Annotated in this window: 17 protein-coding genes and 1 pseudogene; 11 read left to right on the top strand and 7 right to left on the bottom strand. The window is 57.6% G+C overall.

The window, feature by feature from the left end; all coding sequences use genetic code 11:
* Positions 1-86 (bottom strand): annotated as a pseudogene (locus ACW9IR_RS00005) (DUF6124 family protein); the annotation flags it as partial.
* A 561-nt stretch (positions 87-647) separates the two neighbouring features.
* On the opposite strand from ACW9IR_RS00005, the gene ACW9IR_RS00010 reads away from it, so the two are divergent.
* Positions 648-929, top strand: a complete 282-nt coding sequence (locus ACW9IR_RS00010; RefSeq protein ID WP_150729265.1) for an AbrB/MazE/SpoVT family DNA-binding domain-containing protein — start codon at positions 648-650, stop codon at positions 927-929.
* 104 nt (positions 930-1,033) lie between these two features.
* Here the strand turns inward: ACW9IR_RS00010 and ACW9IR_RS00015 are convergent, their stop codons facing one another.
* From ACW9IR_RS00015 to ACW9IR_RS00025, 3 genes are all read right to left on the bottom strand, one after another.
* Positions 1,034-2,329, bottom strand: coding sequence for an OprD family porin (locus ACW9IR_RS00015; RefSeq protein ID WP_457460964.1), 1,296 nt, complete (start codon positions 2,327-2,329; stop codon positions 1,034-1,036).
* Between the two features lie 334 nt (positions 2,330-2,663).
* Positions 2,664-4,367 carry an amidase gene (locus ACW9IR_RS00020; protein ID WP_457460966.1) on the bottom strand — a complete coding sequence of 568 codons (1,704 nt, stop codon included), beginning with the start codon at positions 4,365-4,367 and terminating at the stop codon, positions 2,664-2,666.
* 270 nt (positions 4,368-4,637) lie between these two features.
* A complete protein-coding gene (locus ACW9IR_RS00025) occupies positions 4,638-6,020 on the bottom strand; it encodes an aspartate aminotransferase family protein (RefSeq protein WP_457460968.1) in 1,383 nt (460 codons plus the stop codon).
* Between the two features lie 158 nt (positions 6,021-6,178).
* Here ACW9IR_RS00025 and ACW9IR_RS00030 point away from each other — a divergent pair, with 158 nt between their 5' ends.
* Together ACW9IR_RS00030 and ACW9IR_RS00035 are read left to right on the top strand one after the other, a co-directional pair.
* Complete coding sequence (locus tag ACW9IR_RS00030; RefSeq protein WP_457460970.1) at positions 6,179-6,805, top strand: TetR/AcrR family transcriptional regulator; 627 nt, start codon at positions 6,179-6,181, stop codon at positions 6,803-6,805.
* 103 nt (positions 6,806-6,908) lie between these two features.
* On the top strand, positions 6,909-10,733 hold the full coding sequence (locus ACW9IR_RS00035; RefSeq protein WP_457460972.1) for an nSTAND3 domain-containing NTPase: 3,825 nt from the start codon (positions 6,909-6,911) through the stop codon (positions 10,731-10,733).
* A gap of 100 nt (positions 10,734-10,833) precedes the next feature.
* On the opposite strand, the gene proP is transcribed toward ACW9IR_RS00035, so the two are convergent.
* The 3 genes from proP to ACW9IR_RS00050 all read right to left on the bottom strand — a co-directional run bounded on the left by proP (position 10,834) and on the right by ACW9IR_RS00050 (position 13,578).
* Positions 10,834-12,336, bottom strand: a complete 1,503-nt coding sequence (gene proP / locus ACW9IR_RS00040; RefSeq protein WP_457460974.1) for a glycine betaine/L-proline transporter ProP — start codon at positions 12,334-12,336, stop codon at positions 10,834-10,836.
* A 271-nt stretch (positions 12,337-12,607) separates the two neighbouring features.
* Complete coding sequence (locus ACW9IR_RS00045) at positions 12,608-13,267, bottom strand: DUF3313 domain-containing protein (protein ID WP_102899695.1); 660 nt, start codon at positions 13,265-13,267, stop codon at positions 12,608-12,610.
* Complete coding sequence (locus tag ACW9IR_RS00050) at positions 13,267-13,578, bottom strand: hypothetical protein (protein WP_095118992.1); 312 nt, start codon at positions 13,576-13,578, stop codon at positions 13,267-13,269. Before ACW9IR_RS00050 ends, ACW9IR_RS00045 begins: the two co-directional genes overlap by 1 nt.
* A gap of 147 nt (positions 13,579-13,725) precedes the next feature.
* Between ACW9IR_RS00050 and ACW9IR_RS00055 the strand changes: the two genes are divergently transcribed.
* From ACW9IR_RS00055 to ACW9IR_RS00090, 8 genes are all read left to right on the top strand, one after another.
* The gene (locus ACW9IR_RS00055) at positions 13,726-14,448 is read left to right on the top strand and encodes a response regulator (RefSeq protein WP_457460977.1); all 723 of its coding nucleotides are present in this window, start codon (positions 13,726-13,728) and stop codon (positions 14,446-14,448) included.
* Positions 14,445-15,779, top strand: a complete 1,335-nt coding sequence (locus tag ACW9IR_RS00060; RefSeq protein ID WP_457460979.1) for an ATP-binding protein — start codon at positions 14,445-14,447, stop codon at positions 15,777-15,779. Before ACW9IR_RS00055 ends, ACW9IR_RS00060 begins: the two co-directional genes overlap by 4 nt.
* A gap of 68 nt (positions 15,780-15,847) precedes the next feature.
* Complete coding sequence (locus ACW9IR_RS00065; RefSeq protein ID WP_457460981.1) at positions 15,848-17,137, top strand: NAD(P)/FAD-dependent oxidoreductase; 1,290 nt, start codon at positions 15,848-15,850, stop codon at positions 17,135-17,137.
* Between the two features lie 25 nt (positions 17,138-17,162).
* On the top strand, positions 17,163-17,720 hold the full coding sequence (locus tag ACW9IR_RS00070; protein WP_007913292.1) for a helix-turn-helix domain-containing protein: 558 nt from the start codon (positions 17,163-17,165) through the stop codon (positions 17,718-17,720).
* A 20-nt stretch (positions 17,721-17,740) separates the two neighbouring features.
* A complete protein-coding gene (locus ACW9IR_RS00075) occupies positions 17,741-19,087 on the top strand; it encodes a glutamine synthetase family protein (RefSeq protein WP_457460984.1) in 1,347 nt (448 codons plus the stop codon).
* Positions 19,088-19,103: 16 nt separating this feature from the next.
* Positions 19,104-19,550, top strand: a complete 447-nt coding sequence (locus tag ACW9IR_RS00080; RefSeq protein ID WP_457460986.1) for an SPOR domain-containing protein — start codon at positions 19,104-19,106, stop codon at positions 19,548-19,550.
* An 87-nt stretch (positions 19,551-19,637) separates the two neighbouring features.
* Positions 19,638-20,192: a hypothetical protein gene (locus ACW9IR_RS00085; RefSeq protein ID WP_102899704.1), complete on the top strand. Its 555-nt coding sequence runs from the start codon at positions 19,638-19,640 to the stop codon at positions 20,190-20,192.
* Positions 20,193-20,299: 107 nt separating this feature from the next.
* On the top strand, positions 20,300-20,521 hold the full coding sequence (locus ACW9IR_RS00090; protein ID WP_457460988.1) for a hypothetical protein: 222 nt from the start codon (positions 20,300-20,302) through the stop codon (positions 20,519-20,521).
* Positions 20,522-20,538: the final 17 nt, after the last annotated feature.

A 20,538-nucleotide genomic window follows, 5' to 3' on the forward strand; every position in this document is an offset into this window, starting at 1 on the left:
TCCATCACCCGATTCACCGCCAGTTCGCCGAGCATGATCAATTGCGCGATCCCCAGCAGTGTCCTGCGCTGCGACGCGGGTATGAGTTTCGGGTGGGTTTGGCGTTGGTTTGATCATGGTGAAACTCCCAACGAAAAGGAGGTGGCAGCTATACGCGGGTCGCAGACCGGGACTCTAGAACCGGCAGACCCGAAGGTCTCCCACGTACAGCCGCCATAAACAAGCGGGTGTTGTGCGTCCAGAGATCGACGGGCTGCGAGACCCGATCGCTGATTTGTCAGCGACCGATCCACGATAGAGACCCGGCCCAAGGCGCACAAGCCGGCGGATTCTGGCGTAGCTGTGGGCAAAGGCGCAAGGATGTGTAGCCTTGTAGGCGTATCTAGAGGTGTCCTTTAAACACTGGAGTTTAAAAGTCAAAGACTGGGTGCCTGTCTGGGTGAAAACGTGGTCTGCCCCTGAAAGATCCTTGCGATTTGTAGAGTCGGCCAGATTTTCGGTGCGATTTCCCAACTTTACCTTTCATCTGAAAGCCGCTCTTACCTGTCAGGTTTTACAGGTGTGGAACAGGTGCATTTGCGATTTGATTGATGGCGGCGCATCACGTTTGGTGCGCGCAGTTCTACGATGGCAAGGGAGAAAGAGAAATGAAAGGCAGATTCGTAAGTTATGACGAAAGCTCGGGCGAGGTGACTATCAAGGCTGAAAAATTGAATTCAGCTACCAGCATCAACGACCTCACGAACGGTGAAGTCCTTCAGGGCGTCACAGAAAATCTGTACGGCTATTCCGAAGCGGCTACGGATGAAAATTACTACCTCATTGTTCCTGAAGAGCAAAGGCGTCAGATGAGTATAAAACCGGGCGGGGAGGTCGATTTCGATCTTGTGAAAGAAGGCTCGAAGCTAGTGAAGAGTATGCGTTTTTAAATTGCTTGATTAGCGAATTTTCCTCATCCCCTGTGGAGTGAGCCTGCTCGCGAGCTGGCTCACTCCTACACGGGATAGCGTTTCAAATCGGGATGGGCGGTGGGTTAGAAACCAAGTGGGTACTGGATGACCACGTAAATCCGGTCAATGTCATCGCCGGCCTGCGCTTCATTGGCCCGGTGAGATACATGTGAGACCTGCACCGACAGATCCTTGGCCGCGCCCGATTGCACGACGTATTTCAAATCGATATCGCGCTCCCAGTGCTTGCCGCCGTCACCTTGCTGCGGCTGGTAACTGTCGCTTTGCGCGTCGAACGGATTGTAGGCACCGCCCTTGGGCGCGTGGGTGCCGTCGATGTGGCTGCCGCTGACGTAACGGGTCATGAAGCTCAGGCCGGGGATGCCCAAGGCGCCGAGGTCGAGGTCGTAGCGCGCCTGCCATGAGCGTTCGTTGGCGCCATTGAAGTCGGCGTATTTGATCGAGTTGGCGAGGTAGATCGAGTCGCCACCGACGAAATCGAACGGCGTGTCGCCATTGATTCGTTGCCAGCCGAGCATCACCGCATGGGGGCCGAAGGCGTATTTGCCTGAGAGGCTGAACGCGGTGTTGTCGATGGCGCCGGCCAGCGCTCGGCCGGTATCGCGAGTGTGATAAAGGTTGGCGTCGAGCAGCACGCCGGACTGTTTGAAGTGCAGGTTGCCGTAGTACTGGTGCCAGGTGTCGCTGAGGTCTGAGGCATACAGCGCGCCGCCAACGGGGCTATCGGTGAACAGATCGGCGCCGAGAAAACTGATCCCGCCGACCTCGGTATTGGCGCCGTAGCCGTAGAAGTTGCCTTTGCCGGAGGAGCTGTCCTGGTTCTTGAACGCGGTGAAATGCCCGGCTACCAGATTGATATGGTCAAACTCGGCGCTGTTGAGCAGAAAACCTGTGGCGTACTCCGGTTGCAGGCGTTTGTCGGAGGTGTCGAACACCGGGGTTTCCACGGTCATTTCACCGAAGGCGAGGGTGGTGCGCGAGGTCTTCAACTTGAGCGCACCGCCGGCGCTGGAGTAGTCGTTTTCACTGCGGCCATCGCTGTCGACCGGCAGCAGCCCCGTCCCGGAATGCCCCTTGCCGCCGTCCAGTTTCAGTCCGGCAAAGGCGTGGGCATCAATGCCGAAACCGACTGTGCCGGGGGTGAAACCGGATGAGAAGGTGCCGATAAAGCCTTGAGCCCATTCCTGTTTGTAGTTTTTGCCGGACGCTGAGGGCGAGCGATAGTCGTTGCTCAGGTAGAAGTTGCGGCTGAGGATTTCGCTTTTGGCGTCGTCGAAAAAACCGCTGGCGTGGGCGGTGGTGGTCAGACCGCAGAGCAGCGCGAGCAGGGTGAAGCGCAAGGGAGCGCGGTCGATCATGGTCAGTGGCCAGCGGCAATTAAGATGGCTGGGATGATCGCGGGAATGCAGGGCAGGGGATTGAGTGGATGTGCTGAATTTACGGGGTTACACAAAACCTGTGGGAGCGAGCCTGCTCGCGAAGGAGGTGCATCAGGCGATATTTCTGTCGGCAGACACACCGCTTTCGCGAGCAGGCTCGCTCCCACAGGGGATTTGGGTTGATTGTAGATTTTGTGACTGAAACTGAAACCTGTGGGAGCTGGCTTGCCAGCGATGGCGGCGTGTCAGTCAAGTTTATTCAGGCTGACACACCGCCATCGCGAGCAGGCTCGCTCCTACAGTTTTAAAAGCGTTACGCCAGCGGCGGCGTGCGCGGCGGGATCTGGCGTTTGCTGCCGGTCGATTCAAACGCAGCGGCGAAACGCAGCAGGTTCGAGTCGTCGTAGGCGCGGCCGGCGAAGGTCAGGCCGACCGGCATGCCGATGTCGGCCATCACGCCCATCGGCACGGTGACGGTCGGCACGCCGAGGTGACGGATCGCGAGGTTGCCGTTGGCCACCCAGATGCCGTTGCTCCAGGCGATGTCGGCCGACTCCGGGTTGACGTCCGCGTCCGCCGGGCCGACGTCAGCGACCGTCGGGAACAGCACGGCGTCGAGGCCCAGTTTGTCCATCCAGTCTTCGAGGTCGATGCGCCGGGTCTGCTCCAGACCACGCAAGCCGTCGGGTACAGTGCTGATTTCATTCCACGGCGTGATGCCGCGCTCGGCCATGCGCACGTATTCATCCATGCCCGCCACCAGATCACCCTCACGGTTAGGCAGCGTACCCGGTTCGTGGGGGAAGATTTTCGGCCCGTCGACGTCGATCAAACGATTGAGTTTCGGGTCGCCGTTGGCTTGCAGGAAATCGTCGAACGCCCATGCGGTCAGGTCCCACAGCTCATGGTGAAGGAACTCTTTGGAGACCAGGCCCCGGGTGAACACGGTCGGCGCGCCGGGGCGATCACCTTCGCAGTTGGAGACCAGCGGGAAGTCGGTTTCGATGACTTCGGCACCGGCGGCTTCGAGGGCCTGACGCGCCTGCTTCCACAAGTCGATCACGGAGGCGCGGGTGTTGATGCGCTGGCCGGTCGGGCCACCGATGCCCGGGGCTTCGCTGGTGCCGGCTTCAGGGTCGGCATTGATGAACATGCGCGGGACGGCGAAACGCTTGCCGGCCAGCGCTTTGGCGTCAGCGGCCAGATCAGCGTAAGCGGCAGGGCGCACCTCGTTGACGCTCGGGATCGGCACCCACGGTTGCAGGCGCCAGAGGTCGCCACGGGTGTCCGGGTCTTCGGCAACGACGATGTCGAGGACTTCGAGCAGGTCGGCCATGGTGCGTGCGTAAGGCACGACGACGTCCATGGTCGGCGTCAACGGCCAGTTGCCACGTACCGAAATCACGCCGCGCGACGGCGTGTAGGCGCACAAACCATTGTTCGACGCCGGGCCACGCCCGCTTGACCAGGTTTCTTCTGCCAGACCGAACGCGGCGAAACTCGCGGCAGTGGCGGTGCCGGCACCGTTCGACGAGCCGGAGGCAAACGGCGCAGTGAGGTAATCGGCGTTGTAAGGGCTTTCGGCGCGACCGTAGACGCCACGTTGCATACCGCCATTGGCCATCGGCGGCATGTTGGTCTTGCCCAGGCAAATCGCCCCGGCCGCGCGCAGGCGCTCGATGGTGAAGGCATCGCGATAGGCGACCAGATCGGCGAAGGCCGGGCTGCCGGATGCTGCGGTCAGGCCTTTGACCAGATAGCTGTCCTTGGCGGTGTAAGGAATGCCGTCGAGCGGGCCGAGGGCTTTGCCTTCGGCACGACGGGCATCGGACGCCCGAGCTTCGTTCAATGCTTCAGGGTTACGCACGACCACGGCATTCAGCGCGGTGGGGGTGTCAGCGCCGTCGTAGGCGTCGACACGCGCCAGATAAGCTTGCACCAGTTCGACTGCGGTGGTCTGGCCGGACTCGAGCGCGGCACGCAGTTGGGCAATGGAAACTTCGGTGACTTCGATCATGCGCTCACCGCTGTTTGAATTCGGGTGCTTTTCTTGGAATGGGTGTTCATATCGGTTCTCGTTGCACAGCTATAAGCGACAAGGTTAAGACTGGCGCCTATTTAACATCAAGCGGCGCATGGAGTAATCGGCGGGATTGATCTCCAACCGATTTTCTACCCTACAGGCCCCATCGCGAGCAGGCTCACTCCTACAGGGGAATGCATTCCAAATGTAGGAGTGAGCCTGCTCGCGATAGCGGTAGTACGGCCGCCATATTCCTTCAGCCGATCACAACACGCCGTACTCCCGCGCCGTACGATCCACCGCAATCCGCGTTTTGTCGATCAACTCATCCAGCTCCGTACGCGTGGCAATCAACGCCGGCGCCATGATCATCCGCCCCAATGTCGAACGAATGATCAGCCCTTCCTCAAAACCGATCGTGCGGCAACGCCAGGCAATGTCGTTTTCATTGGCAAAGCGCTTGCGGCTGGCCTTGTCTTCAGCAAACTGCAACGCAGCCAGCAAACCCACGCCCTGAATCTCACCCACCAACGGGTGATTGCCGAACACTTCGCGCAAGCAATTCTGCAGATACGGGCCGGTGTCGGTTTTCACCTGAGTGACCACGCCTTCATCGCGCAAGGCCTTGAGGTTGGCAATCGCCACAGCGGCCGCCACCGGGTGCCCGGAATAGGTCAGGCCATGGGCAAACACGCCGCCTTTTTCTACCAACGCCTCGGCCATGCGCCGCGACAGAATCAAACCGCCCATGGGGATGTAACCCGAGGTCAGGCCCTTGGCGATCGACAGCGTGTCCGGTTCAAAACCGAATGCCTGATGGGCGAACCACTCACCCGTGCGGCCGAAACCGCCAATCACTTCGTCAGCACACAGCAGCACATCGTATTTACGACAGATGCGCTGGATTTCCAGCCAGTAAGTCGCCGGCGGAATGATCATCCCACCCGCGCCCTGGAACGGTTCGGCGACGAACGCGGCAACCTTGTCGGCGCCCAGTTCGAGAATCTTCTCTTCCAGTTGCCGCGCGGCTTGCAGGCCAAATTCTTCCGGGCTGAGATTACCTTCGTGGGCGAACCAGTACGGCTCATCGATGTGCGCGACATCAGGAATGGTGCCGCCCATTTCGTGCATGAATTTCATCCCGCCCAATGCTGTCGCGGCGAGGGTCGAGCCGTGGTAGCCGTTCCAGCGGCCGATCATGATTTTCTTCTCGGGCTTGTCCATCACCTGCCAGAACTTGCGCACGGTGCGGATCAGCACTTCGTTGGCTTCGGAGCCGGAGTTGGTGTAGATCGCGTGGCTGTAGTGCTTGGGCAGCAGGCTGAAGAGCAATTCGGACAGCTCGATCACCGCCGGGTGAGTGGTGTGGAAGAACATGTTGTAGTAGGGCAGTTGTTCCAGCTGCGCGGTCGCGGCAGCGGCGAGATCCTTGCGCCCGTAACCAAGGTTGGTGCACCACAGGCCGGACATGCCGTCCAGATAACGCTTGCCGTCGTTGTCCCACAAGGCCAGCCGATCACCGCTGACCATCACCCGCGGGCCTTCCTCGTTGAGGGCCTTCTGATCGACGAACGCATGGATGTGGTGAGCGGCGTCAGAGGCTTGGTAATCGCAGGTAGTGCGGGTCGAATCGAATTCGGCGGACATGGCGGATCTCCAAAGACTGAGGCAAGTGAGTGCATTTCATTCCAGCAGTGCACGGACAATATTTGTCACCATAAAATATTTTTGTAAAGAAAATATTTGTCGGTGAAAAAGGATGTCCGTAGTCTGCGGGCTATCAGCAATCGTCTGGCAGATACGGCATGAGCGGGCTCAGAGAGCGGCAAAAGGAACAGCGCAGGGAAGTCATCGCCCAAGCGGCGCTGAAGCTGTTTATCCAACACGGTTTCGGCGCGACCACGCTTGAACAGATCGCCAACGCCGCCGCCGTTTCAGCGCCGACCGTAGTCAACTACTTCGGCGGTAAACAGGAGATTTTGCTGGCACTGCTGAAACAGCCGGACGAGCAGGCGATGCGTGACGCTCGGGCAAACTTCGATGTCCAGAGCGATCCGCTTGAGGCGTTGTGCGAATTCGAACGCTTGATGACCGACTACCAACTGCAAGCGATGCCGGCCTCACTGTGGCGCGAGTTGGCGCCGTTTCTGCTCACCGGGGAACTGGCGCAGGCGTTAAGTCCATGGAATGCGGCGGTGATCGAAGAAACCAAAGCGTTGCTCACGCATTTTCAGGGGCTGGGCAACGTGCGCGAATCCGTCGATATCGACATCGTGGCGACGCTGTTCAACCAATACGCGAACATGGCATTCATTCGTCTGGCGACTGAAGTTACGCCGGACAGGCCAGCGCATGCCCGGCATATGCGCAGCGTGTTGGGTTTGTTGTGTCATGGGATGTTAGTGCATGAGCAGCAACCTCCAGCCCTTTGATGGGAAGCGAACCTCAAGAGGTCTCTGACGGAACTACGATGTTCCGTCATCCAGCACCACCAGATTGCCAGCCATTATTACCTTTCGATTTTCAGGACGAACTATGTCGATTGCGACCGTAGGGCCCAAGAAGTACGACTTTCAAGACATGGTGTGTGTTGAGATTTTCCTGCGCCATATAAAAACCGCGGGCGTCGAGTTGTTGATTGAGCCCAAGGCCGGGGAAGATGCAAAGCTGCGAATTCCGTCTGGCACCGGCGCGGAAACAATAGAAATCCAGGTCAAGGGGGGTAAAGAGGATGTAACGCTGTCGGTACTCGCTGACTGGTTGGTGCATTTTGAAGAAAAGAAGGCTGACAACACCTTGCTTGAGCGGCTGTGGGACACCCCTGAAACAACCGTGGTCTTCGTCGCCACTGGGCGTTGCAGCGATCAGGTCTCATTGCTCTACAAGGGCGCAGGCGCTGCATGGCAAGCGCATGACAAAAAGCTTTCCATTGAAATCGGCCGCGAACTTTTGCGCGAATTGGGGCTGTGCGCCGCAAAACTGAAAGCCGCAGGTTCGGATCTGGATGTTCAACGAGCGAAGCATCTCGAGGCTTTTTTGAGTCAAGCCAAAGTCACGCGGCTCCGGGAGAATCTGACGCGAGTCATTGTTCTGGAGAAAACCCTGGACGACGAGGTGCGGCAATCTTGCGAAAGCAGGATGCGGCAACTGCGGGTGCCGCTTGATCGATGCGAACTACTCACTGCCAGGCTTATTGCGCTGATCAAAAAGGCCAAAGAAAGCAAAACTGATGTTTTCCCCGACTTGTTGCAAGAGCTCAATACGCACCTTCCCGAACAAGTCAGACCCAGGGCCTATGTACGCCGTGGTTGTGAAGATGCGTGGGTGCAAGAGCTGTCCAGGAACAACATTTTGCTGCTGTCAGGCGCACCGCGCGTCGGTAAAACCAATGCCGGGCGTTGGGTGGCAGCAGAGTTCGAAGGAAACGGCTATCAATTAAAACTCAGTAGCAATCTTGAAGAGGTCGAACGCTTCCTGCTGGACACAGCCCCCGGTGAGCGACTGGCAGTCGTGGACGATCCATTGGGCGGTTCTTATGTGGCTGCCGATCCAGGCCGAGCACTGGCCAAACTCACGGAGCTATCAGCGAAACTATCGCCATCGCGAAAACTGATCGTCTCTCAAGTGCAAGACCGGCTGTTGCAGTTTTCACATAAGACGGGCCTTTCAGACTCGAGCCTGGGCCGATTCAAATGGCATGACCTGGGCAAACTCGACAAAACATTCCTGGTTGAACTCTGGCGGGATCTGCACAACCAGTTTTCCATGCCGGACAGTCTGTTCAACAATGTCCTGAAGGCGTTGGACAATGGAGAACTGGATATAGAACCTGGTTGTCTGATGCACTTGGCGGCGTCGCATTACAGGTTAAGCGATGTCGCTGATCTACAGCAGGCCATTCGTCTGGCCCGCGAAGATTCGAAGTCTTTGGCATTGGCGCTGACAGACGAAGGATTTGCGCCGTTACTGCAGGCCTTGGCTGTCGCTACGTCCCAGGATGACGGGTGCTCATTACAGGATCTGAAGTACGTATTGCACGGTGACGGGACGGACAAACAATATGGCGCTGCCAGTTATTTCGGGGTCTCCTACACTATTGGTGCGGTGCACAATCAACCTGAGCCGGAAGTCGAGCAGTACCAGTCCTTAACGTTTTCTACGGAAAACCAGACTTTGCTGGATAGACTCGAACAGCGGCGGATCATCGTTGAAACGGGTGTAGAGCGCTTCAATTTTTCTCACCCGTTTTACCGATCAGCGGCTGAGTGCTCAGCCGAGGCGCCTATTTCATCAATGGCCAAAAGGCTGATGGATTACAACAGCAGAGCGTTATTTTCGTTGTCATCCGAAACCTCAAAATCAGCAGCAATCGCAATGCGCTGGGTTTATCTGATCTTGAAGTTGTCCAAGCGCGGACAAAACATCATTGACTTGGCGATCGCGGGGCTTGGGTCCAGGTACCTGGCGACCAAAGATGCCTGCTTCTATTTTCTTCTTCATTCGCTGGACGATATTCCCGAAGGCCAGAAATCAGGTTTTGCAAGCTGGGTCAGTGCGGTTTCTTTTCTCAACCTGTCGCATGTGCTGTGGGAAAGAGGCGAGGCGGCGCTGCCGCCAGGAGACAACAATGTCATTGAAGGACGGTTTTACGATTCCTACGAGTGGCATGAAGTTGCTGCCTATGTAGCTGCTTTCAGCAGTGAAAATGCAGCGGACGTCAGCGCCGAACATGCCTGGAAAACAATGTGTTATCTGGAAGGTGATCGGCAAAAGCTGTCGGCGCCAGTATTGCTGCGCTTGCTTAGCTATGACCTGGGGTTGCTCAGGGCAAAAGCCGCGAAGTTATGGATCAGCAGTGTTCATGTCGGCGATGAGGATCTTTTGCAGAAGATTTTCGCTGATCAGCATCCTGCTGTGGCGCAAGCGGCACTGGAAGGGGCAATACAGGTCTGGCCGGACTGCACAGTGGCGAGAAGATCCGTGTTGATTGCCGGTTTGCAGCGGTTTTCGATGCTCCCTGCTTCGGCCTCGACAATGATAAAGGTACTGCTGAAGAACACCGATGGTGGGTACGACGATCCCGTGCCTCGGGATTTGTTGGCCAGCTTGTTGCCGAATCTTCTGGACGCTTTCCCTGAAGGCGTCAACATGAACGATCCCCGATTGTATGGCGCTGTCAAGAAAGGAATGACACAACTGCCACAGTCTGACTTCATACGGATTATCGACAGTTGGATCGGATTGGTGGAGCGCGTGGCATCGAGGACGATGCCCAGCGACTATGCCATGGCGGTCACGGATCTGTTGATCAGAGGTACCACCACATCAGTCGGTTTACGGCCTGCGCGGTTGCAACGTCTGTTCAACTTGAAGGGTACAGGTGCGCAATTGAGACTTGTCGTGGAAATGGTAGACAGCTGGGACCAGCTGTCCACCGATGACCGGGATCAGTTTCTTCGTCACCTGCGCGAAGATCGCGACGATCAGACCTGGCTGAAGGCGGCGGCAGTGACACGGTCCGCTGTTCCACAAGACGTCTGGGATCTGGTGTTTCCGTTAGGAAATCTACCGACGATGGGAAATTTTCAGAGTTTTGAGACCGAAATCATTGAGCGCTCATTGATGATCTATATGGGCAGTCCCGGGATTTTGTATCAGGTGGCCGCGCATCGTCGCGCGGATAATCGCTGGGAATCGATCATCGAAACCATCGCTTTGGACCCGACGCATAAACTATTCAAAAAAGCCTGGTCGCATATTACATCTGGCGCGGATGATTCGAAGGTTTCCGGTTTTGTGAGCAAGCTGGTCGGACACTTTCCTCAAGAGGTTTTTGAGCGGCTTCTCGAGCATAAAATCCAGAATAATGGCGGGTTCATGCCTGATGCCTGGAGTCTCTTGCTGGATCAAGCGCCGGGGCATTTGCTGGACGATTGGTTCGCCGCCATGGTGCCTCATGTGCCAAGAGTGCTTAACGATCTGGGAGAGGCGGGCAGTTGGGTGGGGAATGACCATGCCTTCCGGTTGATAAGGTTATTTCCCGCCGATATCTCTTTGCTCGAAGTCTCGTACGATTTGAGGAAGATGATTACTGAAGGGTTCAAGGACTTCCAGGCGCCAGAGCACCAAGAGATTCGACGCCAGTTTGCCAGTGAGGCATTAAGGCAATTTCTCGAAAATTTCGAAAACAATCTTCCAAAGCATTACGCGACGTGCGACGCGATTACGGAACGCTTCAAAGACATCGGGTGTGTTGAAAGCGAACTCTTTGTTGTCGAAGAACATCGGAAGGTATTACTCGACCGCCTAAACGAGTCGTATGTCTACGAACATGAAGAACTGGAAGACTGGATTGCATAATCAGCGAGAGATCAACGGCTGACCCAGAGTGATTGCAATAGCGCCTGCAAAAAAAAGCACCTGAGGTGCTTTTTTTGTTTGGGTTCACGGACTTCAGGCTTCAGTTGATTCGCGGATGCTGCTGTACCAGTTCCTTGCGCTTGGCTTCCAGCGCGGCAATTTCAGCATCAATGTCTTCGATCTTCTGCTCGATATTGTCGTGATGCTCTTGCAGCAATTCCTTCGCCTCTTCCAGGTCAGATGCCGCCGGGGCTGCGCCACGCAATGGCTTGTTGGCGGTTTCCTTCATGGTCACACCGGTGACCAGACCGACCACGGCAATCACCATCAGGTAATACGCCGGCATGTACAGATTGTTGGTGCTCTCGACCAGCCAGGCGACCACGGTCGGGGTCAGGCCGGCAATCAATACCGAAACGTTGAAAGCCGCCGCCAACGCGCTGTAGCGAATGTGCGTGGGGAACATCGCCGGCAGGGTGGAGGCCATGACGCCGATAAAGAAGTTCAGCAGCACGGCCAGCATCAGCAGGCCGGCGAAGATCAAACCGATCTTGCCGCTGTTGATCAGCATGAACGCCGGAATCGCCAGAATGAACAAACCGATGCTGCCCACGACAATGAAAGGCTTGCGGCCAATCTTGTCGCTGACAAAGCCGATCAGTGGCTGCACGAACAACATGCCGACCATGATCGCGATGATGATCAGCACGCCACGGTTTTCGCTGTAGTGCAGGTTGTGCGACAGGTAGCTTGGCATGTAGGTGAGCAGCATGTAGTAGGTGACGTTGGTCACCGCCACCACGCCGATGCAGGTCATCAGGCTGCGCCAGTGTTTGGTCGCGACCTCCTTGAACGAGACTTTCGGGCCACCGGCGAGGCCTTCGCGATCGCCTTGCTCAAGCTTTTCAACGTGCTGCTGGAACGCCGGGGTTTCTTCCAGGGCGTGACGCAAGTAGAGACCGATCATGCCCAATGGCAAGGCGAGGAAGAACGGCAGGCGCCAGCCCCATTCTTCGAACTTGGCTTCGCCGAGCGTTGTCGAGATCAACACCACCACACCGGCACCCAGGACAAAACCGGCAATCGAGCCGAAGTCCAGCCAACTGCCGAGGAAGCCGCGCTTGCGGTCCGGCGCGTATTCGGCAACGAAGATCGACGCGCCGGTGTATTCACCACCCACCGAGAAGCCTTGAGCCATTTTTGCCAGCAACAGCAGGATCGGCGCCCAGATGCCGATGGAGGCATAGGACGGGATCAGGCCGATGGCAAAGGTGCTGAGCGACATGATCACGATGGTCGCGGCGAGGACTTTCTGTCGTCCGTACTTGTCGCCCAGAGCGCCAAAGAACAAGCCGCCCAACGGCCGGATCAGGAAGGGCACCGAGAACGTCGCCAGCGCGGCGATCATCTGCGTGCCCGGGTCGGCGCCGGGGAAGAACACTTTGCCGAGTACATAGGCGACGAAGCCGTACACACCAAAGTCGAACCATTCCATGGCATTGCCCAGTGCGGCGGCGGTGATCGCCTTGCGCATCTTGGCGTCGTCGACAATGGTGATGTCGTTCAGGCCGATCGGCTTGACGGTTTTCTTGCGTGATTTCATCCGGGTCTTCTCTGTGCTGATCCATCGTACCGCGTAGATGCCATCTTTTTGATGGCGCGTACTCTTTGGCTCAGATACATGAGGACACGAAATAATTCACTGCCCGGCGCTTTTTTTCCTGTCGCCCCGGTGTAGGAGCTGCCGAAGGCTGCGATCTTGTTGGTTCCCACGCTGATCGTTCCCACGCTCTGCGTGGGAATGCAGCCGGGGACGCTCCGCGTCCCAAGATCAAAAGATCGCAGCCTTCGGCAGCTCCTACAGGAATATGTGTTTACCGGCGGATGGCCGTATACGATTGCCGCAGGTCGCTAGCCCAGCCATCCAGCACGACTTTGACGTCATCGGCGGTCAGCACTTGCCTGTCGTTCTCCAGCGGCACCCCGGTGCCTTTGCGCACCACTTCGGCAATCACTTCGCCGGTCGAACCGTCCTCGAACGACACCTCGGTGGCGACTTCACTGTCCTGATCACGGATGCCGGTCGCCGTACTGACACCGGCAGCGACGAGGGTGACCGGCAGCCACTCGTAAAAGCGCAAACCCTGAGTGCTGGTGGTCACTTGAGTGATAGCGGGGCGCACTATCAGGGTGTTCGGCCCGGGTTGATTGACCAGATGCATCACTTTGCTCAATTCCAGCCGCAGCGCCGCGTCGTAGTAGTCAGTCACGCCGGAAAGGGTGCTCAGCGGAATCCGTTGTGTTGGCTCGGCACTTGGGTAGAACTGACTTGGCGCCAGATAAACCTGCGTGTATCGACCCCGGGCGAGGGCCGGGCTGACCCACGCCAACACGGACTGACCGGACGGCGACCGGCGCTCGCTCAACACACTGTAGTCATGCAGAAAACCGCTATGTTCCGGCGTTTTGTTGCTGCACGCCGCCAGGCTCAGCGTGGTGACAATTGACAGCGACAGTGAACGAATACGCGACATCAAACGGCTTCCTTGTTTTGCGCCAGGTTGTCCGAGCATTCGATGTGCAATCGACCATGGGCCATGATCCAGTTCATGAGGTCAGCGGTGTTGACGCTGTGCACGTATTCCACCCAGTGCGCGTTGGTCGGGCTGAAATGCTCGAAGTAACGGCGCAGCACTACTGTGCTTTGATCAGGGGAAACCCCCATGCACGATTCCTGAAACACCACCGGTGTGTCCGGGCCGAGCGCTGCGGTGCGCTGGCTTAGAATCAACGGCCGATTACCGTTGTGCTGCGTGATGCCCGGTTTGCTGTTCAATACCTTCATGCCAATCCCCCCGTTGGAAATAGCTGCAGAGTGCCCGCGCGGTTTTGCCAGAGAATGTCCGCTTGATGTCTGGCACGTAGAAATGTTGCTCGATTGAAATAAATGACCCGGGCGGCAAAATGGCTTTAGATTGGCTTTTTTTGGTGCATGGATCCTGTGACCGTGAGCAGACTGCTGTTCGTCGACGACGACGTGGAAATCCTCGCGCTGCTGAAGAAGTTCTTCGTGCAGCACGCCTATGAAGTCGACGTGGCGCCCCACGGCGAAGCCATGTGGGCGGCAATCGCACTGAACCGTCCGGACACGATCATTCTTGATCTGATGATGCCCGGCGAAAGCGGCCTGAGCCTGTGCCAGAAGGTGCGTGCGCAGTTGGGCATTCCGATCATCATGCTCACGGCCATGGCCGAGTTGAGTGATCGCATTGTCGGTCTGGAACTGGGTGCCGACGATTACCTGACCAAACCGTTCGCCCCGCAGGAATTGCTCGCCCGGGTGCGCGCCTTGCAGCGTCGCGCCGGCGAACAGCGTCAAGCAGTTGAGCCTTCACGCCCGGTGATTGGCTTCGCCGGTTGGCATCTGGACATCACCTGCCGCGAATTGCGCTCACCGGAAAACGTGATGATTCCGCTGTCCGGCGGCGAGTTCGATTTGCTGGTGGTGTTCCTCGATAATCCGCAGCGCATCCTCACTCGCGAGCAATTGATCGACCTGACCCACGGCCACGGGCATGACGCCTTCGATCGCAGCATCGATGTGCAAGTCAGTCGCCTGCGCCGCAAGATCGAGCCCGACAGCAAGCGCCCGGACCTGATTCGTACGGTGCGCAACGGCGGCTATCTGTTCACCGCCAAGGTCACACGCTCATGATCCGTCGACTGTGGCGTGGCGACACGCTGCGTCGGCACATCGCCCTGACCATCGTGGCAGCGATGGTCGCGTCGCTGGCGTTGAATGCACTGTTCGTACAAGTCGCCGGCATCTGGGCGCGACCACCGATTGAGCGCACCGGCCTGTTGGAGCAGATTGCCGCGACCTCGCGGGTGATCGAAGCGGCCCCGGCCAACCTGCGCCCGCAACTGGCCGCGGCGGCGAGCAGCGCCATGCTGCAAGTGTCGTGGCAAGCGCAGCGCGCGGATTTCGATCTGCCCAGCGACGGCCTTCGCCTGCCAGCGAGCAGGGTGCCGGTGCTGCAGCAACTGTTGGGCAAAGATCGAAAAATCGAGGTGTTCAGCCCAGGCGACTGGCCGAACGGCAGTCCCCAGGCGCATTACGCCGCCGTCGTGCAATTGGTCGATGGCAGCTGGTTGTCATTTATCCCGCCGGAGCGCAGTTGGGGTCTGGAATTTGGCGTGCGTATTGCGATCGTCATCGCCTTGGGACTGATTGCCACATTGCTCGTCGCCTGGGTCGCCACCCGGCAACTGGCCAATCCGTTGCAGCGTTTCACGCGGGCCGCCAGACGTTTCGGCACCGACCTGCGCGCACCGCCGATCAAGCTCGAAGGCCCTGACGAAATTCGCCAGGCGATCATCGCCTTCAACACCATGCAGGCGCAGATTCAGCATTTCATCGCCGAGCGCACGCACATGCTCGCGTCAATTTCCCACGACCTGCGTGCACCGCTGACACGCATGCGCTTGCGCAGCGAGTTCATGGAAGACCTCGATCATCAGGGCAAATTGATTCGCGACGTTGAAGAGATGCAGTCGATGATCAACGCTGCGTTGGCGTTCTTCCGCGAAGACACCCACCGTGAGCAAACCACAGCATTTGATCTGTCGGAGCTGCTGCAGACCATCGTCGATGACTACCGCGACCAACACCTGCACGTTGATTTCGATGGCCCGGCGCATCTGGTGTACGAGGGGCGACCGCTGGGAATCAAGCGGGTGATCGTCAATCTGCTGGAAAATGCGCTGAAGTATGCGCAGCGCCCGGTCATTGCATTGAAGTGTGATGAGTATTCGATCTGCATCGAGGTCAGCGACGAAGGCCCCGGTATTCCCGAGGCGGCGCTGGAGCAGGTGTTCGATCCGTTCTTTCGTCTGGAGGCTTCGCGCAATCGCGATACCGGGGGCGTTGGTCTGGGGCTTTCAGCGGCGCGGGCGATTGTGCGAGAGCAGGGCGGAGAACTGACGTTGAGCAACCGTAGTGGCCAAGGATTGCTGGCGCGGGTCGAATTGCCGCGTAACGGATAGTTGCTGGCGTGAAATTTATTCTGTAGATTTTCATGAAATTATAGAAAGATAATTTCATGAGGCCGCGAATGTTCCTGCAATCCAGCCAGCACGTCGACAGCTATTACGCCCGCAGTTGCGCCGATATTCTGCGCCATCGCGCTGTTCTGGAAGGTGAACATGACGTCGACGTGGTGATCATCGGCGCCGGTTTCAGTGGCCTGCACACGGCGCTGCGTCTGGCCTTGGCGGGTAAACGCGTGATCGTGCTGGAGGCCAGTCGCGTGGCGTGGGCCGCGTCGGGCCGCAACGGCGGGCAAGCCATTCTCGGCTGGTCGTGCGATATGCCGCCGCTGGAAGCTGCGCTGGGTCAGGAGCGGGCGAAACGCTTGTGGGACGGTATGCGGTGGGCCGCTGGGGAATTGCGTGAATTGCCGGGTCGTCACGGCTTCGACATCGACTATCGCCCCGGGCACCTGTGGACCTCGGTGATGCCACGGCGGGTCAGTCTGCTCCGCGAATGGCAACACGACGCCAGCCACAAGTGGGGCCACGATGTGTTGCAGTTCATCCCTCGAGAACAACTGCCGGAATGGGTGGCCACCGACCGCTATCAGGCCGGGCTTTACGACCCTGAGGGCGCGCACCTCAATCCTCTGAAACTGGCCTTGGGCCTGGCGGCCGCCATCGAGCGGGCCGGCGGGCGTATCCATGAGCAAAGCAAAGCGTTGAGTTATCAGGAGCAGGGCGTTGGTTTTCGGGTCAACACCGAGCGCGGTGCGGTTCGCGCTGACGTGCTGGTGCTGGCGTGCAACGCCTATCTCGATGAACTCGACCCGCACCTGTCCAGCTGCATTCTGCCGGTGGGCACTTACCAGGTCGCCACCGCACCGCTGGCGTCCGAGCAGGTCACGGCGCTGTTGCCGCGCAACGTGTGCGTGACCGACAACCAGTTCGTCCTCGATTACTTCAGACGCACGCCGGACAACCGTTTGTTGTTCGGTGGTGGCTGTACCTATCTGGGCGGCATGCCCAAAGACATTGCGGCAGCGACCCGGCCGTTTCTCGAGCGGGTGTTCCCGCAGCTCAAGGGCGTCGGCATCGATTTCGCCTGGGGCGGGCACATCGATCTGACGATCAAGCGCACGCCGGACGTTGGCGGCGAGGGCAACCGTTATTGGCTGCAAGGCTACTCGGGCCACGGCGTTCTGCCGACATTGGCCGCCGCGCGTGCGGTGTCCGATGCGATTCTTGGCGACGGGGATGAACTGGCGTTGTATCAGGACTTGAGCAACGGCAGTTTCCCCGGCGGCAAACATTTCGCTGCACCGTTAGAGGCCATTGGGAAGGCCTGGTATCGACTGCGCGACAGCATTTGATGAGACTTTTTCGGAATCAGCGAACATGAATAAGCAAGAAGAAATCGCCGCACTGGCGATCCTTATCCACGACCTGCGCAAGCACAAGAAGTGGACCCTGAAGGAACTGGCCGACAAGATCGGCCGCTCGGTGGGTTTTCTCTCGCAGGTCGAGCGCGGACTGTCGCGGCCCACCGTGGCGGACCTGACCGCAATCAGCGAAACCTTCGGCGTACCAACCACCTATTTCTACAGCCTGCCCAAGCCCAAGGAGCTGCCGTGGGTGACGCGCCCGGACGAGCGCCGCACGCTGTATTACGCCAATGGCATCACCGACATTCTGGTGTCGCCGCAGATCCGCGCCTCGTTCTCGATGCTCGAAAGTCATCTCGAAGCCGGTGCTAGCAGCGGTGATCGCCATCTGACCGACAGCTCGGAGCAGGGCGGTTATGTCCTCGAAGGCGAGCTGACCTTATGGCTGGGCGACGACGAAGAACCGACCACTTTGAAAGCCGGCGACAGCTTTCAATTCGACAGTCATACCCGCTGCCGCTACGGCAACCTCACCGAGCAGCTGACTCGCGTGCTCTGGGTCTACACCTGATTACAACAAGGATAAATACAATGGACGCTGTCTGCGCTGACCTGCTCGCCGAAGTGCGCGCCTTTCGCCAACGCTACCCCGAGGTGCGTTATGTCGACCTGATTTGCCTGGACATTCCCGGGCACTTTTACGGCAAACGTTATCCGGTCGACATGCTCGAAAAAGTCGCCGCAGGCAGCGTCCTGAAGTTGCCGCAGAACTGCGTACTGCTGGGCGTGCAGGGTGGTTTGTTTCCGATCGGCGATTACTGCTTCAATGACGGCGACCCGGACGCCGTGCGCCGTCTGGTGCCGGGCACACTGAAACCGGTGACATGGGAAGCGCAGCCGCTGGGGCAGATGCTGATCACTTCCGACGGCACCGAAAAACCGATCGAATTCGAACCCCGTGAAGTCCTCGCGCAGGTGCTTGATCGTCTGGCACGCAAAGGCATTCATCCGGTGGTGGCCTTTGAGCTGGAGTTCTACCTGTTCGATAAAAAACTGCGCGACGGTCTGCCGCAGTTCCCCCGCGACGACCTGACTGACGATGCCGATGATCAACCGAATCTGCACATCGAACGTCTTTCACGCTTCGCTCCGGTGCTGGATGAAATGGTCGAAGCCACGCGGGCGCAAGGTATCGACGCCACGGTGATCACCGCAGAACTCGGCCCCGGTCAGTTTGAAATCAACTTCGGCCATCTCGACGACGGTTTGCGCGCGGCGGATTGGGCCGCGTTGTTCTGCCGCAGCACGCGCGGGGTGGCGCTCAAGCACGGCTACCGCGCCAGTTTCATGGCCAAGCCTTACTTGCAGCATCCGGGCAGCGGCATGCATGTGCATGTCAGCCTCTACGATGCTGATGGCAATAACCTGTTGGCGGTGAATCAGCAGCAGTCGTTGCGCAATGCAGTCGCCGGGTGCCTGGAACTGCTACCGCACAGCATGCCGATCTTCGCGCCGAACCAGAACTCGATGCGCCGTTTGGGCGGTACGGTGAACACCGCGACCAAGGCCAGTTGGGGTTTTGAAGACCGCGATGCATGCTTGCGGATTCCCGAGTCGGACGTGAAGAACCTGCGGGTTGAATATCGCTTGGCGGGCGCGGATGCCAACCCGTATCTGGTGTTGGCGGCGATTCTGGTGGGGCTGGAATATGGACTGGAATCGGCCAAAGAGCCGATCGCACCGCTGAACGAAGACCGCAGCAGCGGAATTGATTTCCCCAAGGAGATGTTCGAAGCCGTACGCGCGATGCAGCATCAGCCGCAGTTGCGCGAGGGGCTGGGTGCGGAGTTTGTCGATGTGTATTGCGAGAACAAGCGCCAGGATCATTTGGCGTTTATGCAGGAAATCACTGCGCGAGAATATCGCTGGTATTTGTGAAGGCGAGGGCAATTTCTTGAATGTAATGAATTCACGCGAGCTTGCAGAACGCTTGTTAGAAGAAGGATGCAACCCGTTCAATTATTCCATCGGCTCTCGTGGCGCCGCTTCCGACGTCTTTTGTCTGAGCTGCAAGGGCACGCAGTGGCAAGTCTGTTACACGGAGCGAGGTGAGGATTCACAGCCAATCTATGTTTCAAGCAGCGAGTCGCACGCTTGCGAGTTCTTCTTTCATCACATCATGGCGATGCGTCATGACCACTGTGTTGGCTTTTTCAAATCCAAAGCCAACGCCGTGGCCTTTGAGCACGAGCTCAGAGCACTAGGGGTAGCGGGTTGGTCTGACCAGATTCCACTGGGTGGTCAACACGATCTTCGCTACCGGTTTTTTGTCACGGGTAAGGCGATATTTGCAGTCAGAGACGCCTTTGGCATATTGCCGCAACGTGATACTGATGCATGATCGGTTAAAAGGGGATTGCGACCTGAAAGCCACAGATAATTTCAAAGATACGTTTAACTAACCAGCCAAGTAATTAGTGAAAACAGCATGCAAGAAACAACGACGTGCTCAACAAAGAAAAAACTAAAGAAACGAGCTGTTGCAGCTATTGTGTTTTTGCTTACGGGGGCGTGGATTAGTTATTTGTTCTGGACCGTTGGCATTTCAGCACGAACCATTTTAATGCCGGAAATCCCCGAGTTAACGACATACCTGCTGATTGGTACTCTTTTTGGGGTTGTTTTTACGGGGCTGGCAATCCGCGCCGGCAAAGCGACAAAAAGCGCTATAGAGTCGTTCTTGGGCGGTTTTAGCGTGGGCTTGATTTGCTCTTTAAACATTTATGATGTCAGCGTCTACCTGTTGCCTGGTGAAGTTGTTAGTTATGAGTCTGAGTATGAGGTTACCTATCGTGGGCCGTCCAAATACTGCGAGGCAGGTCTATGGATCAACGATCCGAACACCCATCGGAGGATTGAACTCTGCACAAACAAAAAAGAGCTGGATGAGCGAATTGGTCGCGGTATATATGCTGTGTGGGTGACTGCGCACACTAATGAACTTGGCTCTTACATCATTGGCTATACATTTTTCCGTAAATAATTCTATCGGCCGACAACGCAAACGCGACCGATTGCAGTGCTTGTGACGGGAAGATAGGGTGCCACGAGCCGCCAGCCTCTCTCAGTAAAATCGTAGTGGATACGAAAATGAGTCGCGGTGTCATTTTTATCAGCTTTGCCAGTTGTGTTTTTTTCTTCCAGCTTGTGCTCGACACACTGTTTTCCCACCTTGGCAGCTCCCGCCATTGTCAGTGGATGGACTACGCTCCAGAAACAACCCCGCAAATCGAAGAAACAGTGCGCAAGGTCGAGACGACCAGAGTGATGGAGGGAACCAACAGGCCGTTCTTCGGGATCCGGCATCCCTGATTGTCACCATCGGAGTA

The sequence above is a fragment of the Pseudomonas sp. SDT291_1_S447 genome (assembly GCF_054070155.1).